The 20,882-nt window shown below is 73.0% G+C and carries 18 protein-coding genes and 1 pseudogene; 7 read left to right on the plus strand and 12 right to left on the minus strand.

The annotated features are described in order from the left end of the window. Positions 1-104 precede the first annotated feature (104 nt). The 3 genes from ACSHWO_RS33005 to ACSHWO_RS33015 are packed head-to-tail and all read left to right on the plus strand — an operon-like array spanning position 105 to position 2,515. The gene (locus ACSHWO_RS33005) at positions 105-1,031 is read left to right on the plus strand and encodes a SigB/SigF/SigG family RNA polymerase sigma factor (protein ID WP_438317998.1); all 927 of its coding nucleotides are present in this window, start codon (positions 105-107) and stop codon (positions 1,029-1,031) included. A 6-nt stretch (positions 1,032-1,037) separates the two neighbouring features. Continuing rightward, entirely contained in the window at positions 1,038-2,108 is a 1,071-nt protein-coding gene (locus ACSHWO_RS33010) for a mechanosensitive ion channel family protein (protein ID WP_438318001.1), read from the plus strand. 50 nt (positions 2,109-2,158) lie between these two features. Further along, complete coding sequence (locus ACSHWO_RS33015; RefSeq protein WP_438318004.1) at positions 2,159-2,515, plus strand: hypothetical protein; 357 nt, start codon at positions 2,159-2,161, stop codon at positions 2,513-2,515. Positions 2,516-2,555: 40 nt separating this feature from the next. On the opposite strand, the gene galK is transcribed toward ACSHWO_RS33015, so the two are convergent. The 7 genes from galK to ACSHWO_RS33050 form a co-directional block, all read right to left on the minus strand. Beyond that, entirely contained in the window at positions 2,556-3,713 is a 1,158-nt protein-coding gene (gene galK / locus ACSHWO_RS33020; RefSeq protein ID WP_438318007.1) for a galactokinase, read from the minus strand. Beyond that, a complete protein-coding gene (gene galT / locus ACSHWO_RS33025) occupies positions 3,710-4,738 on the minus strand; it encodes a galactose-1-phosphate uridylyltransferase (protein ID WP_438318010.1) in 1,029 nt (342 codons plus the stop codon). Before galT ends, galK begins: the two co-directional genes overlap by 4 nt. A gap of 71 nt (positions 4,739-4,809) precedes the next feature. Next, the gene (locus ACSHWO_RS33030) at positions 4,810-5,811 is read right to left on the minus strand and encodes a LacI family DNA-binding transcriptional regulator (protein ID WP_361099272.1); all 1,002 of its coding nucleotides are present in this window, start codon (positions 5,809-5,811) and stop codon (positions 4,810-4,812) included. Then, positions 5,808-7,649, minus strand: a complete 1,842-nt coding sequence (locus ACSHWO_RS33035; protein ID WP_438318014.1) for an alpha-galactosidase — start codon at positions 7,647-7,649, stop codon at positions 5,808-5,810. Before ACSHWO_RS33035 ends, ACSHWO_RS33030 begins: the two co-directional genes overlap by 4 nt. A 2-nt stretch (positions 7,650-7,651) precedes the next feature. Then, the gene (locus ACSHWO_RS33040) at positions 7,652-8,497 is read right to left on the minus strand and encodes a carbohydrate ABC transporter permease (RefSeq protein ID WP_438318017.1); all 846 of its coding nucleotides are present in this window, start codon (positions 8,495-8,497) and stop codon (positions 7,652-7,654) included. Then, a complete protein-coding gene (locus tag ACSHWO_RS33045; protein ID WP_438318020.1) occupies positions 8,494-9,432 on the minus strand; it encodes a carbohydrate ABC transporter permease in 939 nt (312 codons plus the stop codon). The genes ACSHWO_RS33040 and ACSHWO_RS33045 overlap by 4 nt, the downstream gene beginning before the upstream one ends. Beyond that, positions 9,429-10,778, minus strand: a complete 1,350-nt coding sequence (locus tag ACSHWO_RS33050; protein WP_385848219.1) for an ABC transporter substrate-binding protein — start codon at positions 10,776-10,778, stop codon at positions 9,429-9,431. The genes ACSHWO_RS33045 and ACSHWO_RS33050 overlap by 4 nt, the downstream gene beginning before the upstream one ends. A gap of 208 nt (positions 10,779-10,986) precedes the next feature. Here ACSHWO_RS33050 and ACSHWO_RS33055 point away from each other — a divergent pair, with 208 nt between their 5' ends. The 3 genes from ACSHWO_RS33055 to ACSHWO_RS33065 all read left to right on the plus strand — a co-directional run bounded on the left by ACSHWO_RS33055 (position 10,987) and on the right by ACSHWO_RS33065 (position 13,990). Further along, positions 10,987-12,978 (plus strand): hypothetical protein, encoded by a 1,992-nt coding sequence (locus tag ACSHWO_RS33055; RefSeq protein WP_438318023.1) that lies wholly within the window; start codon positions 10,987-10,989, stop codon positions 12,976-12,978. A 120-nt stretch (positions 12,979-13,098) separates the two neighbouring features. Then, positions 13,099-13,566, plus strand: coding sequence for a hypothetical protein (locus ACSHWO_RS33060; RefSeq protein ID WP_438318026.1), 468 nt, complete (start codon positions 13,099-13,101; stop codon positions 13,564-13,566). A 160-nt stretch (positions 13,567-13,726) separates the two neighbouring features. Further along, on the plus strand, positions 13,727-13,990 hold the full coding sequence (locus ACSHWO_RS33065; RefSeq protein ID WP_361099293.1) for a hypothetical protein: 264 nt from the start codon (positions 13,727-13,729) through the stop codon (positions 13,988-13,990). Between the two features lie 224 nt (positions 13,991-14,214). Here ACSHWO_RS33065 and ACSHWO_RS33070 read toward each other — a convergent pair. The 4 genes and pseudogenes from ACSHWO_RS33070 to ACSHWO_RS33085 all read right to left on the minus strand — a co-directional run. After that, positions 14,215-14,646: pseudogene (locus tag ACSHWO_RS33070) on the minus strand (hypothetical protein); the annotation flags it as partial. Between the two features lie 620 nt (positions 14,647-15,266). Beyond that, the gene (locus ACSHWO_RS33075; protein ID WP_438318029.1) at positions 15,267-16,355 is read right to left on the minus strand and encodes an FUSC family protein; all 1,089 of its coding nucleotides are present in this window, start codon (positions 16,353-16,355) and stop codon (positions 15,267-15,269) included. A gap of 36 nt (positions 16,356-16,391) precedes the next feature. After that, positions 16,392-17,522, minus strand: a complete 1,131-nt coding sequence (locus ACSHWO_RS33080; protein ID WP_361099299.1) for an alpha/beta fold hydrolase — start codon at positions 17,520-17,522, stop codon at positions 16,392-16,394. Further along, a complete protein-coding gene (locus ACSHWO_RS33085; protein ID WP_385848227.1) occupies positions 17,519-18,532 on the minus strand; it encodes a hypothetical protein in 1,014 nt (337 codons plus the stop codon). The genes ACSHWO_RS33080 and ACSHWO_RS33085 overlap by 4 nt, the downstream gene beginning before the upstream one ends. A 296-nt stretch (positions 18,533-18,828) precedes the next feature. Here ACSHWO_RS33085 and ACSHWO_RS33090 point away from each other — a divergent pair, with 296 nt between their 5' ends. After that, positions 18,829-19,671: an alpha/beta fold hydrolase gene (locus tag ACSHWO_RS33090; RefSeq protein WP_361099305.1), complete on the plus strand. Its 843-nt coding sequence runs from the start codon at positions 18,829-18,831 to the stop codon at positions 19,669-19,671. Positions 19,672-19,768: 97 nt separating this feature from the next. Here the strand turns inward: ACSHWO_RS33090 and ACSHWO_RS33095 are convergent, their stop codons facing one another. Continuing rightward, positions 19,769-20,830, minus strand: coding sequence for a class I SAM-dependent methyltransferase (locus tag ACSHWO_RS33095; protein ID WP_385848291.1), 1,062 nt, complete (start codon positions 20,828-20,830; stop codon positions 19,769-19,771). Positions 20,831-20,882: the final 52 nt, after the last annotated feature.

Below are 20,882 nucleotides of genomic sequence, written 5' to 3' on the forward strand. Positions count from 1 at the left end.
TGTCCATGGCCCCGGGCAGGGTTCAGGTGAGCGGAAGCGGACTTCCGCATGACCGAGCATCCGCCGCAACGCCCGCAAGCACTCGTGCCCAAGGAGCGAAGACGATGACCTTCACGGCCACGCTCGATGCAACGGCCCTGACGACGACACCGACGACGACCACCATCACCCCCGCCCCCACCCCCACCCCCGCGCCCGAAGGGCTCCCCGAGGTGTCCCACCCGAGGGAACTCTCCACGTCCGAGGCCCGGCAGCTGACCGGCGTGTACTTCGAGCGGCTGCGGGGCCTCGAGGAGGGGACCCGGGAGTACCAGTACGTGCGCAACACGCTGATCGAGATGAACCTCTCGCTGGTGAGGTTCGCGGCCCGCCCCTTCCGCAACCGCCCCGGCGGCCCCGAGGACGAGGACATCATCCAGGTCGGCACCATCGGCCTGATCAAGGCCATAGACCGCTACGACCCCGCGCGCCGGACGCAGTTCACCACGCTCGCCCTCCCGTACATCACGGGCGAGATCAAGCGCCACTTCCGGGACGCCACCTGGGCCGTGCGGGTCCCGCGCCGCCTACAGGAGAGGCGCTCGCAGCTGGCGAAGGCCACCGAGCAGCTCACCGCCGTACTCGACCACGAGCCCACCCCCGCGGAACTCGCGGCACACCTGGGCCTGACCGAGGACGAGGTCCGCGAGGGCCTGGTCGCGGCCAACGGCTACTCCACCCAGTCCCTCGACGCGCCCCAGGAGTGCACCGCGGCCGACGCGCAGGCGCCCGGGGCCGGCCGGGCCGCGCGCACCTTCGCCGAGACCCTGGGCGAGGTCGACCCCGCCCTGGAGGCGGTCGAGGACCGGCACGCCCTCGCGCCCCTCCTCGCCGAGCTGGACGAACGCTCGACGCGCGTCCTGGAACTGCGCTTCGGCCGGGAGATGACCCAGGCCGAGATCGGCGCGGAGATCGGCCTCTCCCAGATGCACGTCTCCCGCCTCCTCTCCCGCACGCTGGGCGCCCTGCGCGAAGAGCTGCTGAACGGCTGACCCGACATGAACAGCCTCCTCGGACTGCTGACCGTCACGGGCGGATCGATCCTGCTCACCCTCACGGTGGGCTGGCTCATCGACCTGCTGCTGCGCCGCGCGGACGCCCGCCACCCCGAGACGCCCCTGTGGAACATGCTGCGCCGCTGCGGCCCGTCCGTGCGGGTCCTGCTGCTCACGGCGATCCTGCGCGGGGCGTACCGGCAGATCGCGTGGCAGCCGCTCCAGGCGCACGAGGAAGCCGTGGGCCGGGTCCTGACGCTCGTCCTGATCGGGGCGGGCGCATGGTTCGTCGTCCGGGTCACCTCCGCCGTGGTCGAGTCCTCGTACGCCCGCTACGCCCTGGGCACGCGCGACCCCTCCAGGGTGCGCCGGGTCCGTACCCAGGTGACGCTCATCATGAGGATCGTCACCGCCGTCGTCGCCGTGGTCGCAGCGGCCGCGATGCTGCTCGCCTTCCCCGCCTTCCGCGCCGTCGGCACCTCGCTGCTGGCCTCGGCCGGCATCATCGGCATCGTGGCCGGCGTGGCGGCCCAGTCCACCCTCGGCAACCTCTTCGCCGGCTTCCAGATCGCCTTCGGCGACATGGTGCGCATCGGTGACACGGTCGTCGTCGCGGGGGAGTGGGGCGTGGTGGAGGACGTGACGCTCACCTACCTGGCCGTGCGCACCTGGGACGAGCGCCGGATCACGATGCCCGTCTCCTACTTCACCGGTCGCCCCTTCGAGAACTGGTCGCGCGGCGGGATCCAGATGACCGGCACGGTCTTCCTCCACTGCGACCACACCGCCCCCGTGGCGCTGATGCGCGAGAAGCTGCGGGAGATCCTGGACGGCTGCGAGGCGTGGGACGGCCGCGGCTGGGACCTCGCCGTCACCGACACCACACCCAGCACCATCGTGGTGAGGGCGATCGTCACCGCCAAGGACCCCGACGACCTGTGGAAGGCCCGCTGCACGGTGCGCGAACAGCTGGTCGCCTGGCTGTCCGAGAAGCACCCGTACGCCCTTCCGCGCGTCGCCACCTCCACGGCCGCCCCCGCACCCCGGGAGACGCAGCCCGGGTACGGATACTGACCGGCGGACCGAGGGGGCGGCGGGCAGCAGTCGTACCGCAGACCCGGCCGGTGAACACGACCATGGCCGCCGGCCTGCTGGAGCACGCGTACACCTGGCAACCGGTCCACCGGATGGGACGCTTCACCCTCTCCCGCTTCCTGCCGCCGTTCCGCCCCGAGCAGGAGAACCACATCGCCTACCTCAAGACGTTCCGCCTGTCGGAGAACCAGGTCCGCCGCGGTCACCTGCTCAGCAGGCTCGCCGACCACGGCTGGCACCTGGCGGACACCGCAGCCGCCCTCGGCATCGACGAGGCCCGACTGGGCCTGCGCCTGGAGTCGGCGGGCTTCGGCTTCCTCGCCCGCCAGGACGTCCTGGACGCCTACCGAAAGCAACACGGGCGGCACCGCACCCGGAACGGCTGAGCACGACGGGCCCAGCCGTTCCGGGGCCCGCGGCCGTCCGTCAGGCGATGCGGCGCGCACCGGCCGACGGTACGGCCTCCAGCACGGCCGGCGCACCGAACCCGGCCGCCGCGAAGGCGTCCGTCACGGCCCGGCCCACGGCCGCTGCCTCCCCGGCCGGGACCAGGGCGATCACCGAGCCGCCGAACCCGCCGCCGGTCATCCGGGCCCCCAGCGCCCCCGCGGCGACCGCGGCCTCCACCGCCAGGTCGGTCTCCGCGCACGAGACCCGGTAGTCGTCCCGCAGTGAGGCGTGCCCCTCGGTCAGCAACGGGCCCAGGGCCTCGGGCACGCCCGCCGCCAGCCGCTCGACGGCCCGCTCGACCCGGGCGTTCTCGGTGACCACGTGCCGCACGAGCGGGACGAGGTCGGCGGGCAGCCGCACCAGCGCCGCGGGCAGCTCCGCCCCGGGCAGGTCCCGCAGGGCGGGCAGCCCCAACAGCCCGGCGGCCCGCTCGCACCCGGCCCGCAGGGCCGCGTAGGCCCCGTCGGCGAGGTCGTGCCGGACCCGGGTGTCGAGGACCAGCAGGCACAGCCCGCGCCCGGTGAGGTCGAGGGGCACCTGCCGCACCTCCAGGCTGCGGCTGTCGAGGTGGAGCGCATGGCCGCCGGTGCAGCACACCGAGGCCATCTGGTCCATGACCCCGCAGGGCACCCCGGCGTAGGCGTTCTCGGCGTACTGGGCCACCCGCGCCAGCTCCGGCCCGGACAGGCCGAGCCCGTACAGCTCGTCGTACGCGACGGCCACCGCACACTCCAGGGCCGCGGAGGACGACAGTCCGGCGCCTGTGGGGACCGAGCTGTCCAGGTGCAGGTCGGCGCCGCCGACCGGCAGCCCGCGCTCGCGCAGCGCCCACACCACGCCGGCCGGGTAGCGGGTCCACCCGGCCGTGCGGCCCGGCGCGAGGTCCGCCACCCGCAGTTCGGTGGTCAGGCCGTCGCCCTGGGCGCTGTGCAGCCGCAGCAGGCCGTCCGTGCGGCGGCGGACGGCGAGTACGGCGGCCTGCGGCAGCGCCATGGGCAGCGCGAAGCCGTCGTTGTAGTCGGTGTGTTCGCCGATCAGGTTGACCCGGCCGGGCGCGGCCCAGACCCCGTCGGGGTCGCCGCCGTGGATCCGGCGGAACCCCTCGTGCGCGGCTGCGGAGGCGGCGGGGGTCATCGCGCCTCCCGCAGGCGCCGTGCGGCCGTCTCGGGGGCCACGTCGTTCATGAACGCCTCCATGCCGGACTCGGTCCCGGCCAGGTACTTGAGCTTGTCGGCGGTCCGCCTGACGGTGAACAGCTCCATGTGCAGGGCGAGTTCCCCGCCGCCGGTGACCGGTGCCTGGTGCCAGGCGGAGATGTACGGGGTGGGCCGGGCCGGCCCGAAGAGGCGGTCGAAGCGGCGCAGCAGGTCGAGGTAGAGGACCGGGAACTCGGCGCGCTCCGCCTCGGTGAGGCGGGTCAGGTCGGGGACCCGGCGGTGCGGGTAGAGGTGAACCTCGTACGGCCAGCGGGCGGCGTACGGCACGAAGGCCGTCCAGTGTTCCCCGGCGAGGACCACGCGCTCGGTGGCCGCGCGGGCCTCGGCGAGCAGGTCCTCGAACAGGTTCCGGCCGGTCGCGGCGCGGTGGGCGGCCGCGGCGGCGAGGTGTTTGGCGGTCCGCGGCGCGACGGCGGAGAACGCGTAGATCTGGCCGTGCGGATGGGGCAGGGTCACACCGATCTCGGTGCCGCGGTTCTCGAAGCAGTACACCTGCACCACGCCGGGGCGGGCGGACAGTTCGGCGGTCCGGTCGGTCCAGGCGTCCAGCACCAGCCGGGCCCGCTCGGGGGTGAGGTCGGCGAAACCGGCGTCGTGGTCCGGGGTGAAGCACACCACCTCGCAGCGGCCGGTCGGACCGGAGAGGGAGGGGAAACGGTTCTCGAAGACGGCCACCTCGTAGTCGGCGGCCGGGACCTCGCTCTCCCGGCCCTCCCGCGAGGGGCACAGCGGGCAGGCGTCCGCCGGCGGATGGTAGGTGCGGGACTGCCGGTGCGCGGCGATCGCGACCCAGTCACCGGTCGCCGGGTCCCGGCGCAGTTCCGGAACGCTCTCGACGCGGTCCAGCGGGCGCCGGTCCGGGGCCCGGCGGTCCCGGCCGGGGGCGCTGTCGTAGTAGATGAGCTCGCGGCCGTCCGCGAGTTCGGTGACGGTCCTGTGCACGTCCTCGCCTGATCTGTCGTGTGGGTGCGCGGGCGGATGGGTTCGCGGCGGGGCGGCGGCGCGGTGGCCGCTCAGGCGCCGGCCGGGGCCGGGCCGGTGGAGGCACGGACGACGAGCTCGGGGTCGAACAGCAGCTCACCGGTGGGCACGTCCCGGCCGCCGACCAGCGCCAGCACACTGCGGCCCACCTCCAGCGCCAGCCGGTCGGCGGGCTGTCGGACGGTGGTGAGCGGCGGGTCGGTGAACTCCGTGACGCCCGTGCCGTCGTAGCCGACCACCGACACGTCCTGCGGGACGGACCGGCCGAGCCGGCGGATCCCGCGGATCGCGCCGAGCGCCATCCAGTCGCTGGCGGCGACGACCGCGGTGGCCCCGAGGTCCAGCAGCGGTGCGACGGCGGCCTGCCCGCCCTCCACGGTGTACGACTGGCGGATCACCCAGCGTTCGGCGTCCTCGATCCCGCGCCGTGCCATGGCCGCGAGGAAGCCCCGGACGCGGCGGTCGGCGGGACGGTTGCCCGCCGGCCCGGAGGCCATGCCGATCCTGCGGTGGCCCAGCCGGTAGAGGTGGTCGACGGCGAGTTCGGCGGCGAGCCGGTCGTCGGTGGAGAACACCGGGACCGCGACCCCGTCCGCAAACTCGCCGTTGACGCCCACGTACGGCACCCGGCGCTGGCGCAGCAGCTCGTACGCCTCGGTGTCGGCGCCCTCGACGGTGTTGGAGGCGGAGAGGAAGACCACTGCCGCGATGCCCTTGTCCACCAGGGAGGAGACGAAGTCGTACTCCTGCACGCCGCCCGCGAAGGCCGGGCAGAGGACCGTCTTCAGGCCGTGCGGGGCGAGGGCGGACTCGATGCGCTCGGCGACGTCGGCGAAGAAGGGGTTCGACACGTGGTCGGTGACCACGGCCACCAGCCGGCCCTGGGTGGTGCGCTCGTAGCCCAGCTCGGCCATCGCCTGTTCGACCGTGTCCCGGGTCTTGCGCGACACGCCCTGGCGGCGGTTGATGACCCGGCTGACCGTCGCCTCGCTGACCTGCGCGCGGGCCGCGATGTCGGTGATGCCGACCCTCATCGCCGTCCTTCCGTGATCGTGAGCGAGGCCAGGCCGCCGCGGGGGACGGCCAGGGTGTGCGGCCCCTCCGCGAAGCGGGCCGACGCGGACTCGATGATACGGCCGTCCGGGGCGTGGACCACCCGGGTGATCTCGGCCGGACCGCCCCGCACCGAGAGGGTCAGCAGGTCCCCGGCGGACCCGTTGACCAGCTCCACCCGGCGGTGGGCTGCCGGATCGAGGGGGACCACGAGGTCGCCGTGCACGCTGATCAGGCAGCGGTCCCCGGCCGTGGCCCGCACCAGCGGGTACAGCTCGTCGGGGCGGCCGGGTTCCACCTCGCCGTCGAGCAGCAGGTCGCGGTTCTCCTGCCAACGGCGCAGCCAGAAGCCGATGGTCGCCCGGTGCGCCTCGGGGATCCGGTCCAGGCGCACCGACAGCTGCGGGACGGCGTGCAGGGCGCCGATCAGCTGTCGCGCCACCGCCTCCACGGGCGCCTGCGGGGACCAGAGCAGCATGTCGGAGTGGACGGCGCCGCCGACCGCGAGGAGTGCGGTGTCCAGGGTGCGGACCCGGTTCGCGGCGGCGTCGGCCGGGCAGTCGAAGGAGCGCAGCAGGTTCCCGAAGGGGGCGGTACCGGGGCCGGTGTAGGGCTGCCGCAGCTCCAGCAGCAGCCCTTCGGGGCGTACGTCCTCCAGGGCGGCCCGGAGCTCGGCGAGCAGGGCGGCCATGGCCCGGCCGACGTCGTCTCCGCCGTCGCCCGAGTAGACCATGGCCTGGTCGAGGAAGTCGAGCTTCAGGCCGTCCAGTCCGTGGTCGCGGACGAGGCGGGTGCACACCTCGACGACACGGCGTCGGACCTCGGGCCGGCGCGGGTCGAGGACGTGGGCGCCGGGCACGGTCGCCGGGGCGGGGGCGTACGGGGCCCAGTCGGCGTGGCAGTCGGCGCCCGGGCCGAGCAGGAGGGGGGCGGTCCAGGCCAGGTAGCGCAGGCCCAGGCCGCGGACGGCGGCGACGTGGGCCGTGAAGTCGGGGAACTTGACGGGGTCGGGCCGCCAGTCGCCGAGGCCGGCGTAGCCGCGCCCGTGGCCGTACTGCTGCCAGCCGTCGTCGAGGATCAGGGTGCCGCAGCCCAGCGGGGCGGCGAGCGCGGCCTGGGCCTCGACCTCCTCGGCGGTGACGTCCTGGTTGAAGGCGTACCAGGTGGAGTACACGGGGGTGCGGGCGCCCTCGGGGGCCGGCATCGGGGGCAGCGCGCGGGCGTACCAGGCGCGCAGCGGGCGCAGGGCGGCGGCCACGGAAGGGGCGCTCGGGACGAGCAGGACCCGGTGGGGCCGGCGCGTGGCGTCGGCGGGCAGCCGGAGGTGCACGACGTGGGTGTCGTCCTCCTCGGAGACCCCGAACCGGAGCGTGGTTTCGGGTGCCGGGTCGGCGGCGGCGAAGGTCAGCAGGGTGGCGCCGCCGTGGTCGTAGAGGCAGCCCGCGGCGAGACCGTCGACCAGCGAGACCGTCGCCCGGCCCTCCCAGTCGGCGACGAGGGTGCGGCGCCAGCCGCCCTGCGGGTGCCAGTAGCCGGCGGCGTCGCCGAGGGGGACGCAGAAGCGGATCTCGGCGGGGGCTCCGTCGGCCGCGACCTCCAGCAGGCGCAGGCCGCCCGGGAGGGAGGTCAGGGCCCAGGGGGCCTCGGCGCATGCGGGGAGGGCGAGGGCGGCGACCTGCACTCCGTCGAGCAGCGGCGCGTACCGGACGGGTGGCAGCCCGGCCGTGGTCACGGGGTCGAGCGGGGCCGGGGCCGTGGCGGCAGCGACGGTGCGGCGGTCGGTGTGGGCGTTGGTGTCGGTCTCGGTCTCGGTCGTCATGGTCAGTCCTTCACGGCGCCGGCGAGCAGGCCGGAGACGAAGTGGCGCTGGAGCGCGAGGAATACGGCGGCCATGGGCAGGGCCGCTACGGAGGTTCCGGCGAGGATCGCGCCGTAGTCGGTCTCGTCCAGACCCTGGAGGGAGGCGAGGGCCACGGGGAGGGTGAACGAGGAGCCGTCGCGGAGCACGATCAGCGGCCAGACGAAGTCGTTCCACTGGTAGAGGAAGAGGAAGACGGCCAGGGCGGCGAGCGAGGGCCGCATGGTCGGCAGGGCCACCCTGGCAAAGAGCCGCAGCTCGCCGCAGCCGTCCATCCTGCCGGCGTCGAGGAGGGCGGGCGGCAGGGCGGCCATGGACTGGCGCATCAGGAAGATGCCGAACGGGAGGGCCAGGTTGGGCAGGACCACCGCCTGGTAGGTGCCCAGCCAGCCCAGGTCGGCCATCATCCGGAACAGCGGGACCAGGGTGACCTGGGTCGGCACCACCAGGCCGAGCATGAGCAGGCCGAACAGGGCGTTGCGGCCGCGGAAGCGGAAGACGGCGAACCCGTAGCCGGCCAGCGTGCACACGACCCCGGCACCGACGGTGTAGACGGTGGAGACCAGCAGGGAGTTGAGCAGGACCCGGCCGAACTGCGCGGAGTCCTGGAGGGACCGCAGGTTCTGCGCGAGGTGGCCGCCGGGGAGCAGCGGCGGCGGGCTGCTGAAGATCTCCTGCGAGCTGTGGGTGGCGCCCACGACCAGCCAGTGGAACGGAACGAGGACGGCGGCCAGGGTGATGGCGAGCCCCGAGGTCAGCAGCAGTCCCCGGGCGCGGCGGCGGGCGCCGGGCGGCGCGGCGGAGGTCATTCCTTCTCTCCCAGGACGCGGAACTGGACCAGCCCGAGGATCGCGATGAGGACGGTGAGGGCGTACGCGATGGCGGAGGCGTAGCCGAAGTCGTAGAACGTGAAGGCGTTCTGGTAGAGGTACACGCCGAGGGTGAGGGTGGCGTTGTCCGGGCCGCCGCCGGTGAGGACGTAGGGCTCGTCGAAGAGCTGGAGGGTGCCGATGGTGGAGAGGACCGCGGTGAGCAGCAGGGCCGGGCGCAGGCCGGGCAGCGTGACGTGGCGGAAGGCCGACCAGCGGCCGGCGCCGTCGACGGCGGCGGCGTCGTACAGCTCGGCGGGTACGCTCTGCAGCCGGGCGAGCAGGATGACCGCGTTGTAGCCGGTGTAGTGCCAGGTGAGGGCCAGGCCGAGGGAGACCTTCGCCCACAGCGGGTCGGTCAGCCAGGGCACCGGGCCGGCCCCGACGCGGGCGAGGAGCGAGTTGACCAGGCCGTGGTCCTTGTTGAGCAGGACGGAGAACACGATCCCGTAGGCGACGAGCCCGGTGACCACGGGCAGGAAGAACCCCAGCCGGAGGACGCCCCGGCCGCGCAGCAGTCGGGAGTTCAGGGCGACGGCGAGTCCGGTGGCGAGGGCCAGCATCACGGGGACCTGGACGACCAGGATCACCGCCGTGTTCCCCAGGGCGGTCCGGAAGAGCGGGTCGTGCAGCAGCCGGGTGTAGTTGCCGCCGCCGACGAAGGCCTCGGTGCCGCCGACGGTCCGGTGCAGGCTGAGGAGGAAGGACGAGCCGATCGGGTAGAGCCTGAACACCGCGAACAGGAGAAGGGCGGGCAGCACGAAGAGGTACGGTGCAGGGCGGCGGCGCGGGCGCCGGTGGCCCGGTGCGGTACGGGGGCGACCGGTGCGGGGTGCGGCGGCGGCCGCTGGCGCCGTGTGCGTCGTGTGCGTCACCGGGCGACCTTGCGGCCCGTCTGCTGTGCGAGCTGGTCGGCAGCGTCCCGCAGGACGCGGGCCGGGTCGGCGCCCTTGAGGAGAACCTTGGACTGGGCGTCCGTGACCAGCTTCAGGGCGCGGGCGTAGTCGGCGGTGTACCGGGGGGCGGGCTGCGGTGCCTTGAGGGCGGCCAGGAAGACCTCTCCCTTTCGCTGGCCGCTGAAGAACGCGGACGGCTCGTGGAAGACGCTGTCCTCGTAGGCGGCCATCAGCGCGGGGGCGATGCCCTTGCTGCGGTAGATGCGTACCTGGGAGGCCGGCCGGGTCAGGACGAACTCGACGAAGGACCAGGCGGCCGCCCGGTGCCTGCTGCTGCCGGCCACCGCGAGGTGGGTGGAGTTCACGGTGGCGGCCGAGGACCCACCGCGCCGGACGGCCGGGGGAAGGCGGACCTTCCACTTCCCGGCTTCGCCGGGAACCTGCTCCTCGATGATCCCGCCGAACCAGGTGGGCCACGGGTAGACCGCGGTGGTGCCCCGCTTCAGGGAGGCCATCAGGGCGTTCCAGCCGCCGGCCAGGTCGCTGACCAGCCCGGCGTCGTTCAGCGTCTTGATCAGGGTGAGGGCTTTGACGGCCTCGGGGGAGTCGAGGGTGATCCGCCCTTCGAGGTCGAAGTAGAAGGAGCCCTGGAGCTGGAGCAGCATCTGGAAGAAGTTCGCGGCGTCGGCCTGCGAGGCGGGCTTGTCGATGCCGAGGAGGAAGGCTCCGGTGCGGGCCTTGAGCTGCTTCCCCGCCTCGACCGTGTCGTCCCAGGTCTGCAGGGCCTCGGCGTCCAGGCCGGCCTGCTCGAAGAGGTCGGCCCGGTAGTGGAACCCGGCCGAGTTCGCCTCCCAGGGCAGGGCGTTGACCCGCTTGCCGTCGGGGGAGACGGTCTGCCAGAGGCCGGGGGCGAAGGCGTCGCGGTGGGCGGTGGCCCCGAGCGGCGCCAGGTCGGCGAGACCGCCGGGGAACTTCTCCACGTATCCGGGGAGGTAGTCGACACCGATGTGCAGGACGTCCGCGAGTCCCTGGCCACCGGCGGCGAGACCGGTGGTGATCTTGTCCCAGATGGCGGGGTTGCCGATGTCCTCGACGGTGACCTCGATGCCGGGATAGGTCCTGTTGAACTCCGGTACGAGGGACTTGAGTTCGGCGGCCGGACCGTGCCAGGACCATACGGTGATCCGGCCCTCGTCCTTCTCCCCGGCTGCTCCGCCGGCGGCCGCGTCCGCGCCGCTGCCGGAGCAACCGGCCACGCCCGCGAGCCCGAGGCCCGCAGTGAGGGCCCCGCCCATGCCCAGCACCCGTCGACGCCCAAATCTCATGGGGACCACCTCTGTTGACCACTCGTGGGGAAGCTGACGGGCCGGAACTCAACCACGCGACTGACCGACTTGCAATACAACCATGAAAACTTTCAGTTCGGTCCGGCATTCAACTGTGCCTGATTCATTGCCAGTTCTTCATGCTGCTTGCTAGCGTGCCGCGCGCCCTCCTCGCAGCGGACGGGGAACAGCCACCCGGGAGAACCCGATGACGCGATCGCGCACCACCCTGCTCACCGCACTGGCCCTGCTCGCCCCGCTCCTCCCGCTCCCCCTCGGCGGAACCCCCGCCGCCGCCCTGGACGCCGGGGCCGAACGCCCGGACCGTGCGGCGCCCGCCCCCCTCACCGTGCTCGACCCGGGCTTCGAACAGGGCGCGACAGGCTGGCGGTTCACCGCTGGGACCGGAGTGGCCACGAACTACCCGCACGGCGGGAGGCGGCTGGTCTATCTGGACGCCGGAGCCGGGAAGAAGGTCTCGCAGACCCTCACCGCGACCGGGCGCGGTACGTACGACATCTCCGCGTGGATCGCGACGGGCGGCGCCCGAGGCCGGTTCACCGCCCGCGTCAACGGCACCGAACGGGCCGCGCAGGACCTGCCCGCCGTATCCGCCTACCGGCGCCGGACCCTCAGCCGGGTCGCCCTCACCGCCGGCGACCGGCTGGAGATCGCCTTCGAGTCGGGCGAGGGGTGGGTCAACGCCGACGACCTGATGCTGTCCCCGGCCTCCCCGGCCGACCCCCGGGTCAGCTCGTCGGACCCGAAGGTCGCCGAGATGTTCGACTGGGCGAAGCGGAAGGCCAACAGCTGGGTGCACCTCGCGGGCACCGCGGGGCCCCTCGACGTGGACGAGAACAACACCTCGGGCAGCGGAACCGGCACCTACGGGCCCTCGTACTGGGCGGGGTACGCCAACCGCAGCGGCTACTACTCCCGTGACACGGCGCACCAGCTGGCCGGAGCGGGCGTCCTGGGCCTGCACACCGAGAACCGGGCCGTGCTCCGCGCCTTCGCCGCGTCCGCCACGGCCGAGCACATGTTCTACCCGGTCTGGGCGCTCAACTTCGACAACCGCAGCCCCCTCTCCATCGACTACCGGAGTCCGTCCCTCTTCGTCCGCGAGGTCCCCGCCACCTTCGAACTGGTCCAGAAGGCCGAGGAGGCCTACCGCTGGAGCGGGGACCGCGGCTACCTCACCGACCCGGTGCTGTGGGACTTCTACCGGCACGCCACCGAGGAGTTCGTCGACCTGCACGACGGACTGAAGGGCAACGGCACCGTCAAGGTCGCCGAGGGCACCGGCAGGGGCATCTTCCAGGGCACCGCCAGCTACAACGAGCAGAGCGGTGAACCGCTGGCCGAGGCCGGCGACGGCATCGGCGCCCAGTACCGCGCGTACACGGCGATGGCCTCCCTCGCCCGCGCCAAGGGGGAGACCGCGCTCGCCGCCACGTACGACATGCGGGCCCGCGACCTGAAGGAGTACTTCAACACGGTGTGGAGCGGCTCCGGCTCCGGTCCCGACACCATTCGTGGCTGGACCACCGACGGGCGCCCTCTGACCGGCTGGGGCAAGGAGAACAGCTGGTTCATGCCGCTGAAGCAGATCATGGAACCGGGTCCGCGCAGGGAGGCGTACCTCGACTACATCGACCAGCAGGCCTCCGGCGAGGGCCGCCCCGACAACATCGAGGCCCTCACCTACCTGCCGGACACGTTCTTCACCAACAACCGTGCGGACACCGCCTGGAGGTGGATGCGGCACGTCTACGACCACAGGGAAGACCAGCACGTCAACTCCGCCCAGGGCGCCAACGGCGACTACCCGGAGGTCTCCTTCAGCCTGCTCGGCCAGACCGTCGAGGGCCTGCTCGGCGTCACGCCCGACGCCCCCGCCCGCCGGCTCACCACTCTGTCCCGGCTGCCGTCCGGCATGGACTGGTTGAAGATCGACGACCTGCGCGTGGGCCGCTCCGGTTTCTCCCTCCGTCACGACGGAGCCCGCCGGTCGGTGCTGACGAACACGTCGGGCACCGACCGCTGGACCTGGGAGGCGCGCTTTCCGGGCACCTGGTCCTCGATCACGGTGAACGGGGTGCGGGTGCCCGCCCGCACGAAGGTGGTGGACGGGGAGACGTACACGTACGCCACCCCGTCGGTCGCTCCGGGCCGCACCGTCACGGTCCAGGTGAACTGACGTCGTGCGGCGTTCAGGTGCTGATCATCTTGTATTCTCGTGGCATGTGAAATATCACATGCCACGAGGTGTCCCAGGGCCCCTGGGCCTCCACTTCGGATTCGGACAAGGAGAACCCCGATGAACCGCTTAGCCCTCCTCGCGGTCGGCGTTGCCGGCCTGACCGCCCTCGCGACCGCCCCGGCCGCTGCCGCCGCCCCTGTCACTGCCACTGCCGGAGCCGTCACGGAGACCGTCACTTCCTGCGGGAACTCGGGTCTCCAGGCCGGGCTGTCCACCAGGCTGTGCGCGGACGTCACCGGCAACACCGTCGCGTTCTACGGCCTGGTCGGCCTCGCCGGCCCGCCCTCCTCCGGCAGCCCGGCACCCGCGCCGAAGCAACTGTTCACCACGCTGTCCGCCGGAGTCGTGGGCGGCACCCCGTCCGACCCGCAGGACAGGCAGGTCGTCTTCACCTCCACCACGCTCGAAGTACGCGGCCCGGTGACCACCGCGGCCTGCGGCTCGACCGTCCGCGGCAGCTTCGGCGTGGCCTCGTTCCCCTGGGCGGCCCGGCCGGTCGTCCACGAGGTCACGATCACCTGCTGAGGACCCACGCCCGGGCGGCGGCCGCGTGCGGGGGCCGCACGTACCCCGGCATGTACGCCAGCCGGTGCCGACACGGCCGCCTCCGGCGCATATGCCCGGACCCGCCATGAACCGAATGCTAGTCATGCATTGCAAAAGCACCGCACACAGGAGGTATGCAATGCGCGCACGTCTTCTCCGGTTCACCGTCGTCCTGGGTGCCGCCGCGGCCCTCGGCCTCGGCGGGGCCGCGGCGGCCAGTGCCGACGGCATCGGCAACTGGGGCATCGGGAACTCCGGCATCTTCAACACCGGCATCGGCAACGCGGGTATCGCCAACTGCGGCATCGGCAACGCGGGTATCGCCAACTGCGGCATCGGCAACGCGGGTATCGCCAACGAGGGCATCGGCAACGCCGGGATCGGCAACTCGGGAATCGGCTGACCCGTCGCTTCGACGGTGCCTGCCGATCCGGCTCCGCGGGCGGCGGTGGTCCGACCGTCGCCGCACGCACTGACGACGTGATGCGGTGATGCCCGGGCCGTCGCACGCGGCGTCGAAGCGGTGCCCGACCCGGTGGGCCGGCAGCAGGTCGGCCAGTCCGCCGAAGGCCGCCGGCCCGTCCGGGCCCAGTTCGACGCCCGCGGCGGCTTCGGGGACCCCGCCGCTCGCAGGAGCCGCTCGGCGCCGTTCCCACCGGCGGCGGCTCTGCCGTGCCGGTACGCCCCGGTGACGAAGAGCACCCCCCGCGCGTCGGCGCCGTCCGCCTGCGGCGCCGCGGCGTCGGCGGAGCCGGCCCCGGTCGCGCCGGCCCCGGGTCCGGGGCAGCCGGAGGACACCAGCGCGTCGTACTCCGCGGACCGGGCGGCGGCGAAGGTGCGCTGCACCCGGAGGACTGCTCCGTCGCCGTCCGGGCCGACCGTTCCACCCGAGGGCGCGATGACCAGGGGCACCGTTCCCGCCTCGCTGACCGCGTCACGCACGGCACGGACCCCGGCGAGGTCCCCGGCGCTGGCGTGACGATCCCGACCGCGCGGCCCTCGATCGGCCGGGCACGGCCCACGCGGGAGAGGGCCGCCTCGCGCGCCCGCTGGCCCCATGGCGCCTGCCGCACCAGCTCCGGCAGAACCGTTGACCGCTACCCCGGGCGCACCCAGGGCCTGCGCGCTGCCGGACCTCCGCGCAAGCCGATACCCGCGCCGTGGCGCTGCCCCTGCGTCTGCCCCGCTCTCGCTGAACCCTGCGCTCACAGCCGTCGCAGCGCGTAGCGTGATCGGTGCCGATGAAGGGAGCCGTGTCGGCTGAGGGACAGGGCCCTGACTGGGCGAAGGGTCTACTGGCCGTCGGCCTGCTGCTGTTGATCGGCGGATGGCTGGTGGCCTGGCCGTTCTCCGCGGCGGGCTACCTGATGATCTTGTTCGTGGGCGTGTCCACGGCCGACCGGCGACGGGCCAGCGGCGAGCCGCCGGATACGCTGTTGCGCCCCGGCGACAGACCCTGGCGTCGCGACCGGAACTGGTCCTGTGTCGTCCCGCCCGGGCCCGGGGGGCGTCCTGCGGGCTCTGCGGATGCCGAGAGGGGCCGTGTCCGTCATCCTCGGCGCGGCCCTCGCCGCGGTGCTCGCGGTCGGTGGGCAGCTGAGGCGTGCCGTACACCCTGACGGTGCGGGGTCTCCACTCCTCTGATCACGCGCCTTGTCTTCACTCTCCACTGCTCGGGCTCAGCCCGCGGGCGGGAGCCCGTTGCCTCCGCCGGGCCGGGCCGGACCTGGGCGGCGGGCCGAGAGGTGGTCGGCGAGGGCTTCCTCGGTCAGGCGGAGGCCGGCGGGGCGGGGCCCACGGTGCAGGGCGTCGAGTCGGCGGGCCCGGGCGAGTTCCGCGGTGAAGTCGTCGCCGCGCAGGGCGGCGTCCAGTGCGAGGGACGTGGCCCGGACCAGTGGGGCCAGGTCGCGCAGGGCAGGGTCGGGTTCGGGCCCGCCCCCGTGCGTGCCGGCGCAGCGGCCGAGGTCCGGGCCGGCCAACTCGCCGAGGAAGCACTGGAGCGTCACGGCGGTCCGGGCAGCCAGGTCCAGGCGCTCCCGCAGACCCTCGGGCGGGCGACCCTCCCGCCAGTGCGGCCGGAGGTACCGGAGGGGCCGAAACGGCAGCACGGGACGGGCCGCCCGGTCCAGGACGGCGCGGCAGGACTGCGGCCGCAACCAGAGCTGCGCCCCCTCCGAACCCGGCTCCACGGCCTGCGGGGCTTCGCCCGCGGCGAGCCGGCCGCCGACCGCGCCGAGGAGGTCGCGCAGGTCCTCCCGGTAGGCGGCGAGCCCCTCCGCGGCCGACCGGTACGGATCGGGAGGCCAGAGCAGCGGCCCGAGCAGGACCACCACGGCGATGCCCACCGCGGTCTCCAGCAGGCGCGCCAGGGGGTAGCCCGGCAGCGCGGTGGCGTAGACGACCAGTGCCGTGATGAGGACCTGCCGGTTCGGCGAGCCGGCCGGGCCCAGCAGGTACGTGCCGGCGCAGCCGCAGACCAGCACGGCGAGGAAGGACAGTGACGAGGCCGGCAGCCGGCTCAGCACGAGGGTGCTCAGCACCACCCCCGCGGCGACGCCCTTGAGGCGTTCCCACGCCAGCCGCGGCGGGGCGTACGCGTCCTCACGGAGGATCAGGACGGCCGGCAGGGCCGCGGGCACCGGGACCGGGCTCGTGCCCCACCACAGGCAGAGGTACCAGGGCGCTGCGGCGCACACCACCAGCCGGGCTGCGGACCGCAGCCGTGCGCTGGGGGAGGGGGCGTACAGGACGCCGGCCGGACCGGGCACACCGGACATCGTATGCCCGTCCGGCATCCCGTCCGGTCAGCGGCGTCGGGTGAGGGCGTCCACCTCGCGGACCAGGAACGTCTCCTTGCACAGCTCGAAGTGGTCCACCCGGCGCAGGTCGAAGACCCGTCGGACGCCGCGTTGCCGGGCCAGTCCCACCACGTCGTTGAAGTGCCGCTCGAAGTGGGTGGAGAAGAAGACCTTCACGGTGCCGGACAGGGCCTGGAGCTGGTCGAAGCGCCGGAAGAACAGGTCGTAGCGGCCCTCTGGCTCCCAGTCCGTCCACAGCTCGGAGGCGTACCGCTGGACCTGGTGCAGATCCTTCTCGGTGATCTTGTGGAGGTACTCGCAGACGTTCTGGAACTCCACCGGGGAGCGCGGGGTGTTGGCGATCCGCTTGAGCTCCGCCAGCGGGTCGTCCGGGTTCATCTGCGCCACGCTCCCCGTGATGATCATGGTGGAGTGGTTGATGTTGGGGTCCAGGAGCAGGGCGGCGGCCACCTTCGGCTTGCGGTCCGGGTACGCGGTCCACAGCGCGGCCAGCCGGAACAGCATGTCGGCCCCGACCGAGAACCCCACCAGGGTCAGTTTCTTGTTCGGGTACTGCCGGCACAGGTTGTTGATCGCGCCGTTGATCAGGTCGGCGTGGGTGGCCAGCCCGATCGGACCGTACCGATGGTCCCGGGCCTCGTCCGCGTTGTGCCCGAACGCGGTGATGGCGACGGTGTGCTGCCGTGCCCGGTTCATGTAGGGGCGGAAGTCCTCGGCGTCCAGGCCGAGACCGTGCAGCAGGACCACCAAGTGCGTGGAGGAGGTGCGCCGTTCGAGGTAGCGCAGTTCGCGGCCGATGACGGCCTGGTCCGACGGGAGGTCGCCGTCGAAGTCGTCGGCCCGGATCTCGAACGACTGCAGCGTGACCTCGCGCTGGGTCTCCCTGCGCCGCTCCACCCGGCCGCGCGCCCACCAGGCCGTGCAGAACACGGCGGCGACGCCGGCGGCGATCAGCGTTCCGCCGGCGGCCACACGGGTCCAGGTCCAGGCGAGCATGGCGCGTGCCTCGTCGCTGTAGATGCCGACGAGCAGGCTGGCCCCGCCGCCGGCAGCGGCCAGCGGACCCTTCCACCGGGTGGTGAAGGCGGCCAGCCGTGTGGTGTCGATCCCTCTCATCGGCCGCCCCGGCCGTCCAGACCGGTGAGTTCGGTGAAGCCGGGGCCGGCCGTGACCCGCCCGACGACATGGGCGTCGGAGACGTCCGCGACGTGGAGCGGGCCGGCGCTGCCGGTCGGATGGGCCTCCACCCGGGCTCCCATCCGGCGCAGCCCGTCCCGCGGCTCCATGCCGAGCAGCAGGCCGGGCGGGTCCAGCGCCTCCCTGATCGCCTCGATGACCTGGCCGCGGGTGGATTCGTCGTACTGGTAGAGGACGAAGTTGCAGGTCACGACGTTGATCCGGTGGGTGCGGAGATACCGGGTCAGCGCCGGCAGGTCGAGCACGTCGAGGGCGGAGACCGTGAAGGTGCCGTCGGCGGGCGCCGTCTGCTGCAGCGACCACAGCACCTCGGAGAAGCGGTCGTCGTAGTAGGCCGAGGGCCCGTGGCAGGCGCGCACCCAGTCCAGGGTGGGCAGCGGCGGCGCGTCGATGCCGTGCCGCGCCTCCAGCGGGAGCGTCCGGTACGGCGGCGTGCAGGGGCTCCATTCGAGCTCGGGCGCGAACCGGTCGAACACCACCTTGTTGTTCAACTGGCGCAGCATGAGTCCGATGCCCGTGCCCACGTCCAGCAGGCGTACGCCGTCGATCCCGCGGTGCGCGGCCCACGAGCCCAGGAGCAGCTGGGGCACGAGGAACCGGCGTGCCCCGGTGAAGGAGTTGGAACGGCCGGTGAGCACGGCGGTGATCAGGTCGCGGTGTTCGCCGAGCGTCTGCGAGAGCAGCACGGCCCGGTCGGTGGGCGGGAGTTCGGGCGAGAAGAGCGCCCCGGCCCGAGGGTCCTGCGCTGCCGCGGTGCGCAGGGCGATGGCGATGAGGGTGATGAGGTGCGAGGTGCTCATGCGGGGCCGGGCGCGGCGTACGGACTCCACCAGCCGGTCGAGGTCCGGGGCGGAGCCGGAGCCGGCCAGCAGGGCCATCGACTCGTGCACCACCGACCAGCCGTGATTTCCCTGCTCGTGCTGCTGCATTTCGCTCAACGTGCGTACCAGAAGCTCCTTGCCGTCGGACATCACCGAAGCGCCCCCCTCTTGTTCGGCTTACTGGATCAGGTGCCGGAATCAGCGGTTCGATTCTTGGCCCGTTCGGTAGCCGTGCGAGTGCCTCCCCATTAAGCTGGACGGTCCTGGATGGTGTCCAGAACGCCGACGGGTCCCCACTTTCGCCGACGCCGGGTGGTGGTCTTACCCGTTCCGGCACATGCCATGCGGTGTTGGTCTAGAGTCGCTCACGCACTTGCCGCACACACTGCCAGAGGGTGGTCCGTATGACCTCTGCGTTGGCTTTCGGTCAGGTGACCGAAGGACGAACGTCGACCGGATTGAGGTACCTGGAACGAAAGTCGGACTCCGACACGCTCACCTTCTTCTTCCACGGTTTGGGCCTCGACGCGACGGACTACCTCGGCTACCTCAGCCACGCGGACACCCACGGCATCGCGCTGAACCTGCGCGGTTACGAACCTGACCGGTCGACCGGGATCCCGCCGGTCCCCCTGGCCTCGCACATCCGGCTCGCCGCCGCCTTCGTCGAGCAGGTCAGCAGGGAGAACGCCGGCAAGAAGATCGTGCTGCTGGGCTTCTCGCTCGGCGCGGACCTGATCCTGCAGCTGGCGGAGCGCTGGCAGGGCGGGGGTGAGGTCCCGGCGGTGCGCGCCGCCGTACTCCTCGATCCCAACGTCAATCAATCGACGATGACCATTTCCCGGTTGTTCGCAGAGGCGGATCCGGCAGATCCGGTTCCAGCTTTCAAGCGACTGGTCAATCTCGCTCCGGACAAGGACGGTTTCCGGTCGCTGTGCCATTACCTCGCGAAGGTGGCGCCGAAGGATTTCGGACAGGTCGCGCAACTATCGCGTGACATGGTCACCTACTGGCGGCCCGACGGATACGAGCAATTCGGGGCCCGGCTGCACAATGTGACCCGTGTGGCAGAGCAGGTACGACTGGTCCTCTCCGCCTCTTACGGGGAACACCTGTCCTCCATGCGTGCGGCAATGGGCCGGCACGGGGACGCCGACAGCGTTTCGGTGGAACTCACCGACGTCGATCACTTCGACCTGATCGACGAGGACCGCCTCGTCTCGATCCTGGCCCCGCTCACCGGCTGAACCGTTCCCCGGCTGCCCCCTGACCCGGACGCCGGCTGACCCGGACGCCGGCTGACCCGGACGCCGGTGGACCGGCTCCCGGGTCAGCCCGCGCAGCTCACGCCGGCCGGTCCGTCCCCGGTCCCTCCCGTCGGGCGACCAGGCGGTAGGCGTTGGTCAGCCCCCACCGCCCGGCGAGCGGCCGCGCCACCGCCCGGTCCAGCAGGGCGGCCGCCAGCAGCAGCGGCACCCCCGCCAGCAGGGCTGCGGCGCGCAGCGCCCGGCGGGCCGCCCCGGGCGGCTCCGCCAGCCAGGGCAGGTCCTCGCGCGGTGCCAGCCCGTCCAGGGCCAGCCATGCCGCCGCCACGAGGTCCACGGCGTCGTGCGCCTGGGCGTGTTCCTCCGCCAGCACCGTGAAACCCGTCTCGGCCAACCGTCGCCGCAGGTTCGCCACCGGCACCAGGTGCAGGTGCTGCGGCTGGAGCCACGGCAGCCACCAGCGCCCCAGCAGCCGGGCCCAGCGGCTCTCCGGGTCCGGTACGTCGATCACCACCAGCCCGCCCTGCCGCAGTACGGCGTGCGCAGCCTCCAACTCGCCCTGCGGGTCGGTGGAGTGCTCCAGGTAGTGGAACATGCTCACCACGTCGTACGCCCCGGTCATCCCCGCCGCCAGGTCCGTGAACGAGCCGCGGTGCCCGCGGCGCACCCGTCCGGCGCGCTGGGCGAGCTCCGCACCGTCGGAGCGGTCGAGACCGTCGAAGACCACGTCGGGCAGGACCTCCGCGGCGCTCGCGCAGAAGTGCCCGTGCCCGGTGCCCACGTCCAACCACTCGGCCGGGCCGGTCAGGTGCGGGCGCACCGACCCGGCCCGCGCCCGGTAGGCCGCGGTGCGACCCGCGAACAGCCCGCCCAGGCGTTCCTCGCCCAAGCCGTCGTAGAAGTCCCGGTAGTAGAAGGCGAGTCCGCGTTCGCTGAGCCGCGGGTTCTGGAAGATGTGCCCGCAGTCGTGGCACCGGTCGAGGCTGAACTCCCCCGGCTTGTGCTGCAGGAGGTCGGCGGTGCGCAGCCGGCCACCGAGCCGCGCCGAGCCGCACCACGGGCACCGGTGCTGCCGGGCCTCGAAGAACGCGCCGGTGCCCTCGGCGAGTTCGCGCAGGTAGGCGGTGCGCAGCGCGGCCACCCGGGCGGCGCGTTCCCTGCGCCCCGTACGGCCGCCCGGGGGAGGGGCGCCG

Origin of the sequence: Streptomyces pallidus (ex Mingjun et al. 2026), assembly GCF_051550185.1 — a bacterium.
Lineage (GTDB): Bacteria > Actinomycetota > Actinomycetes > Streptomycetales > Streptomycetaceae > Streptomyces.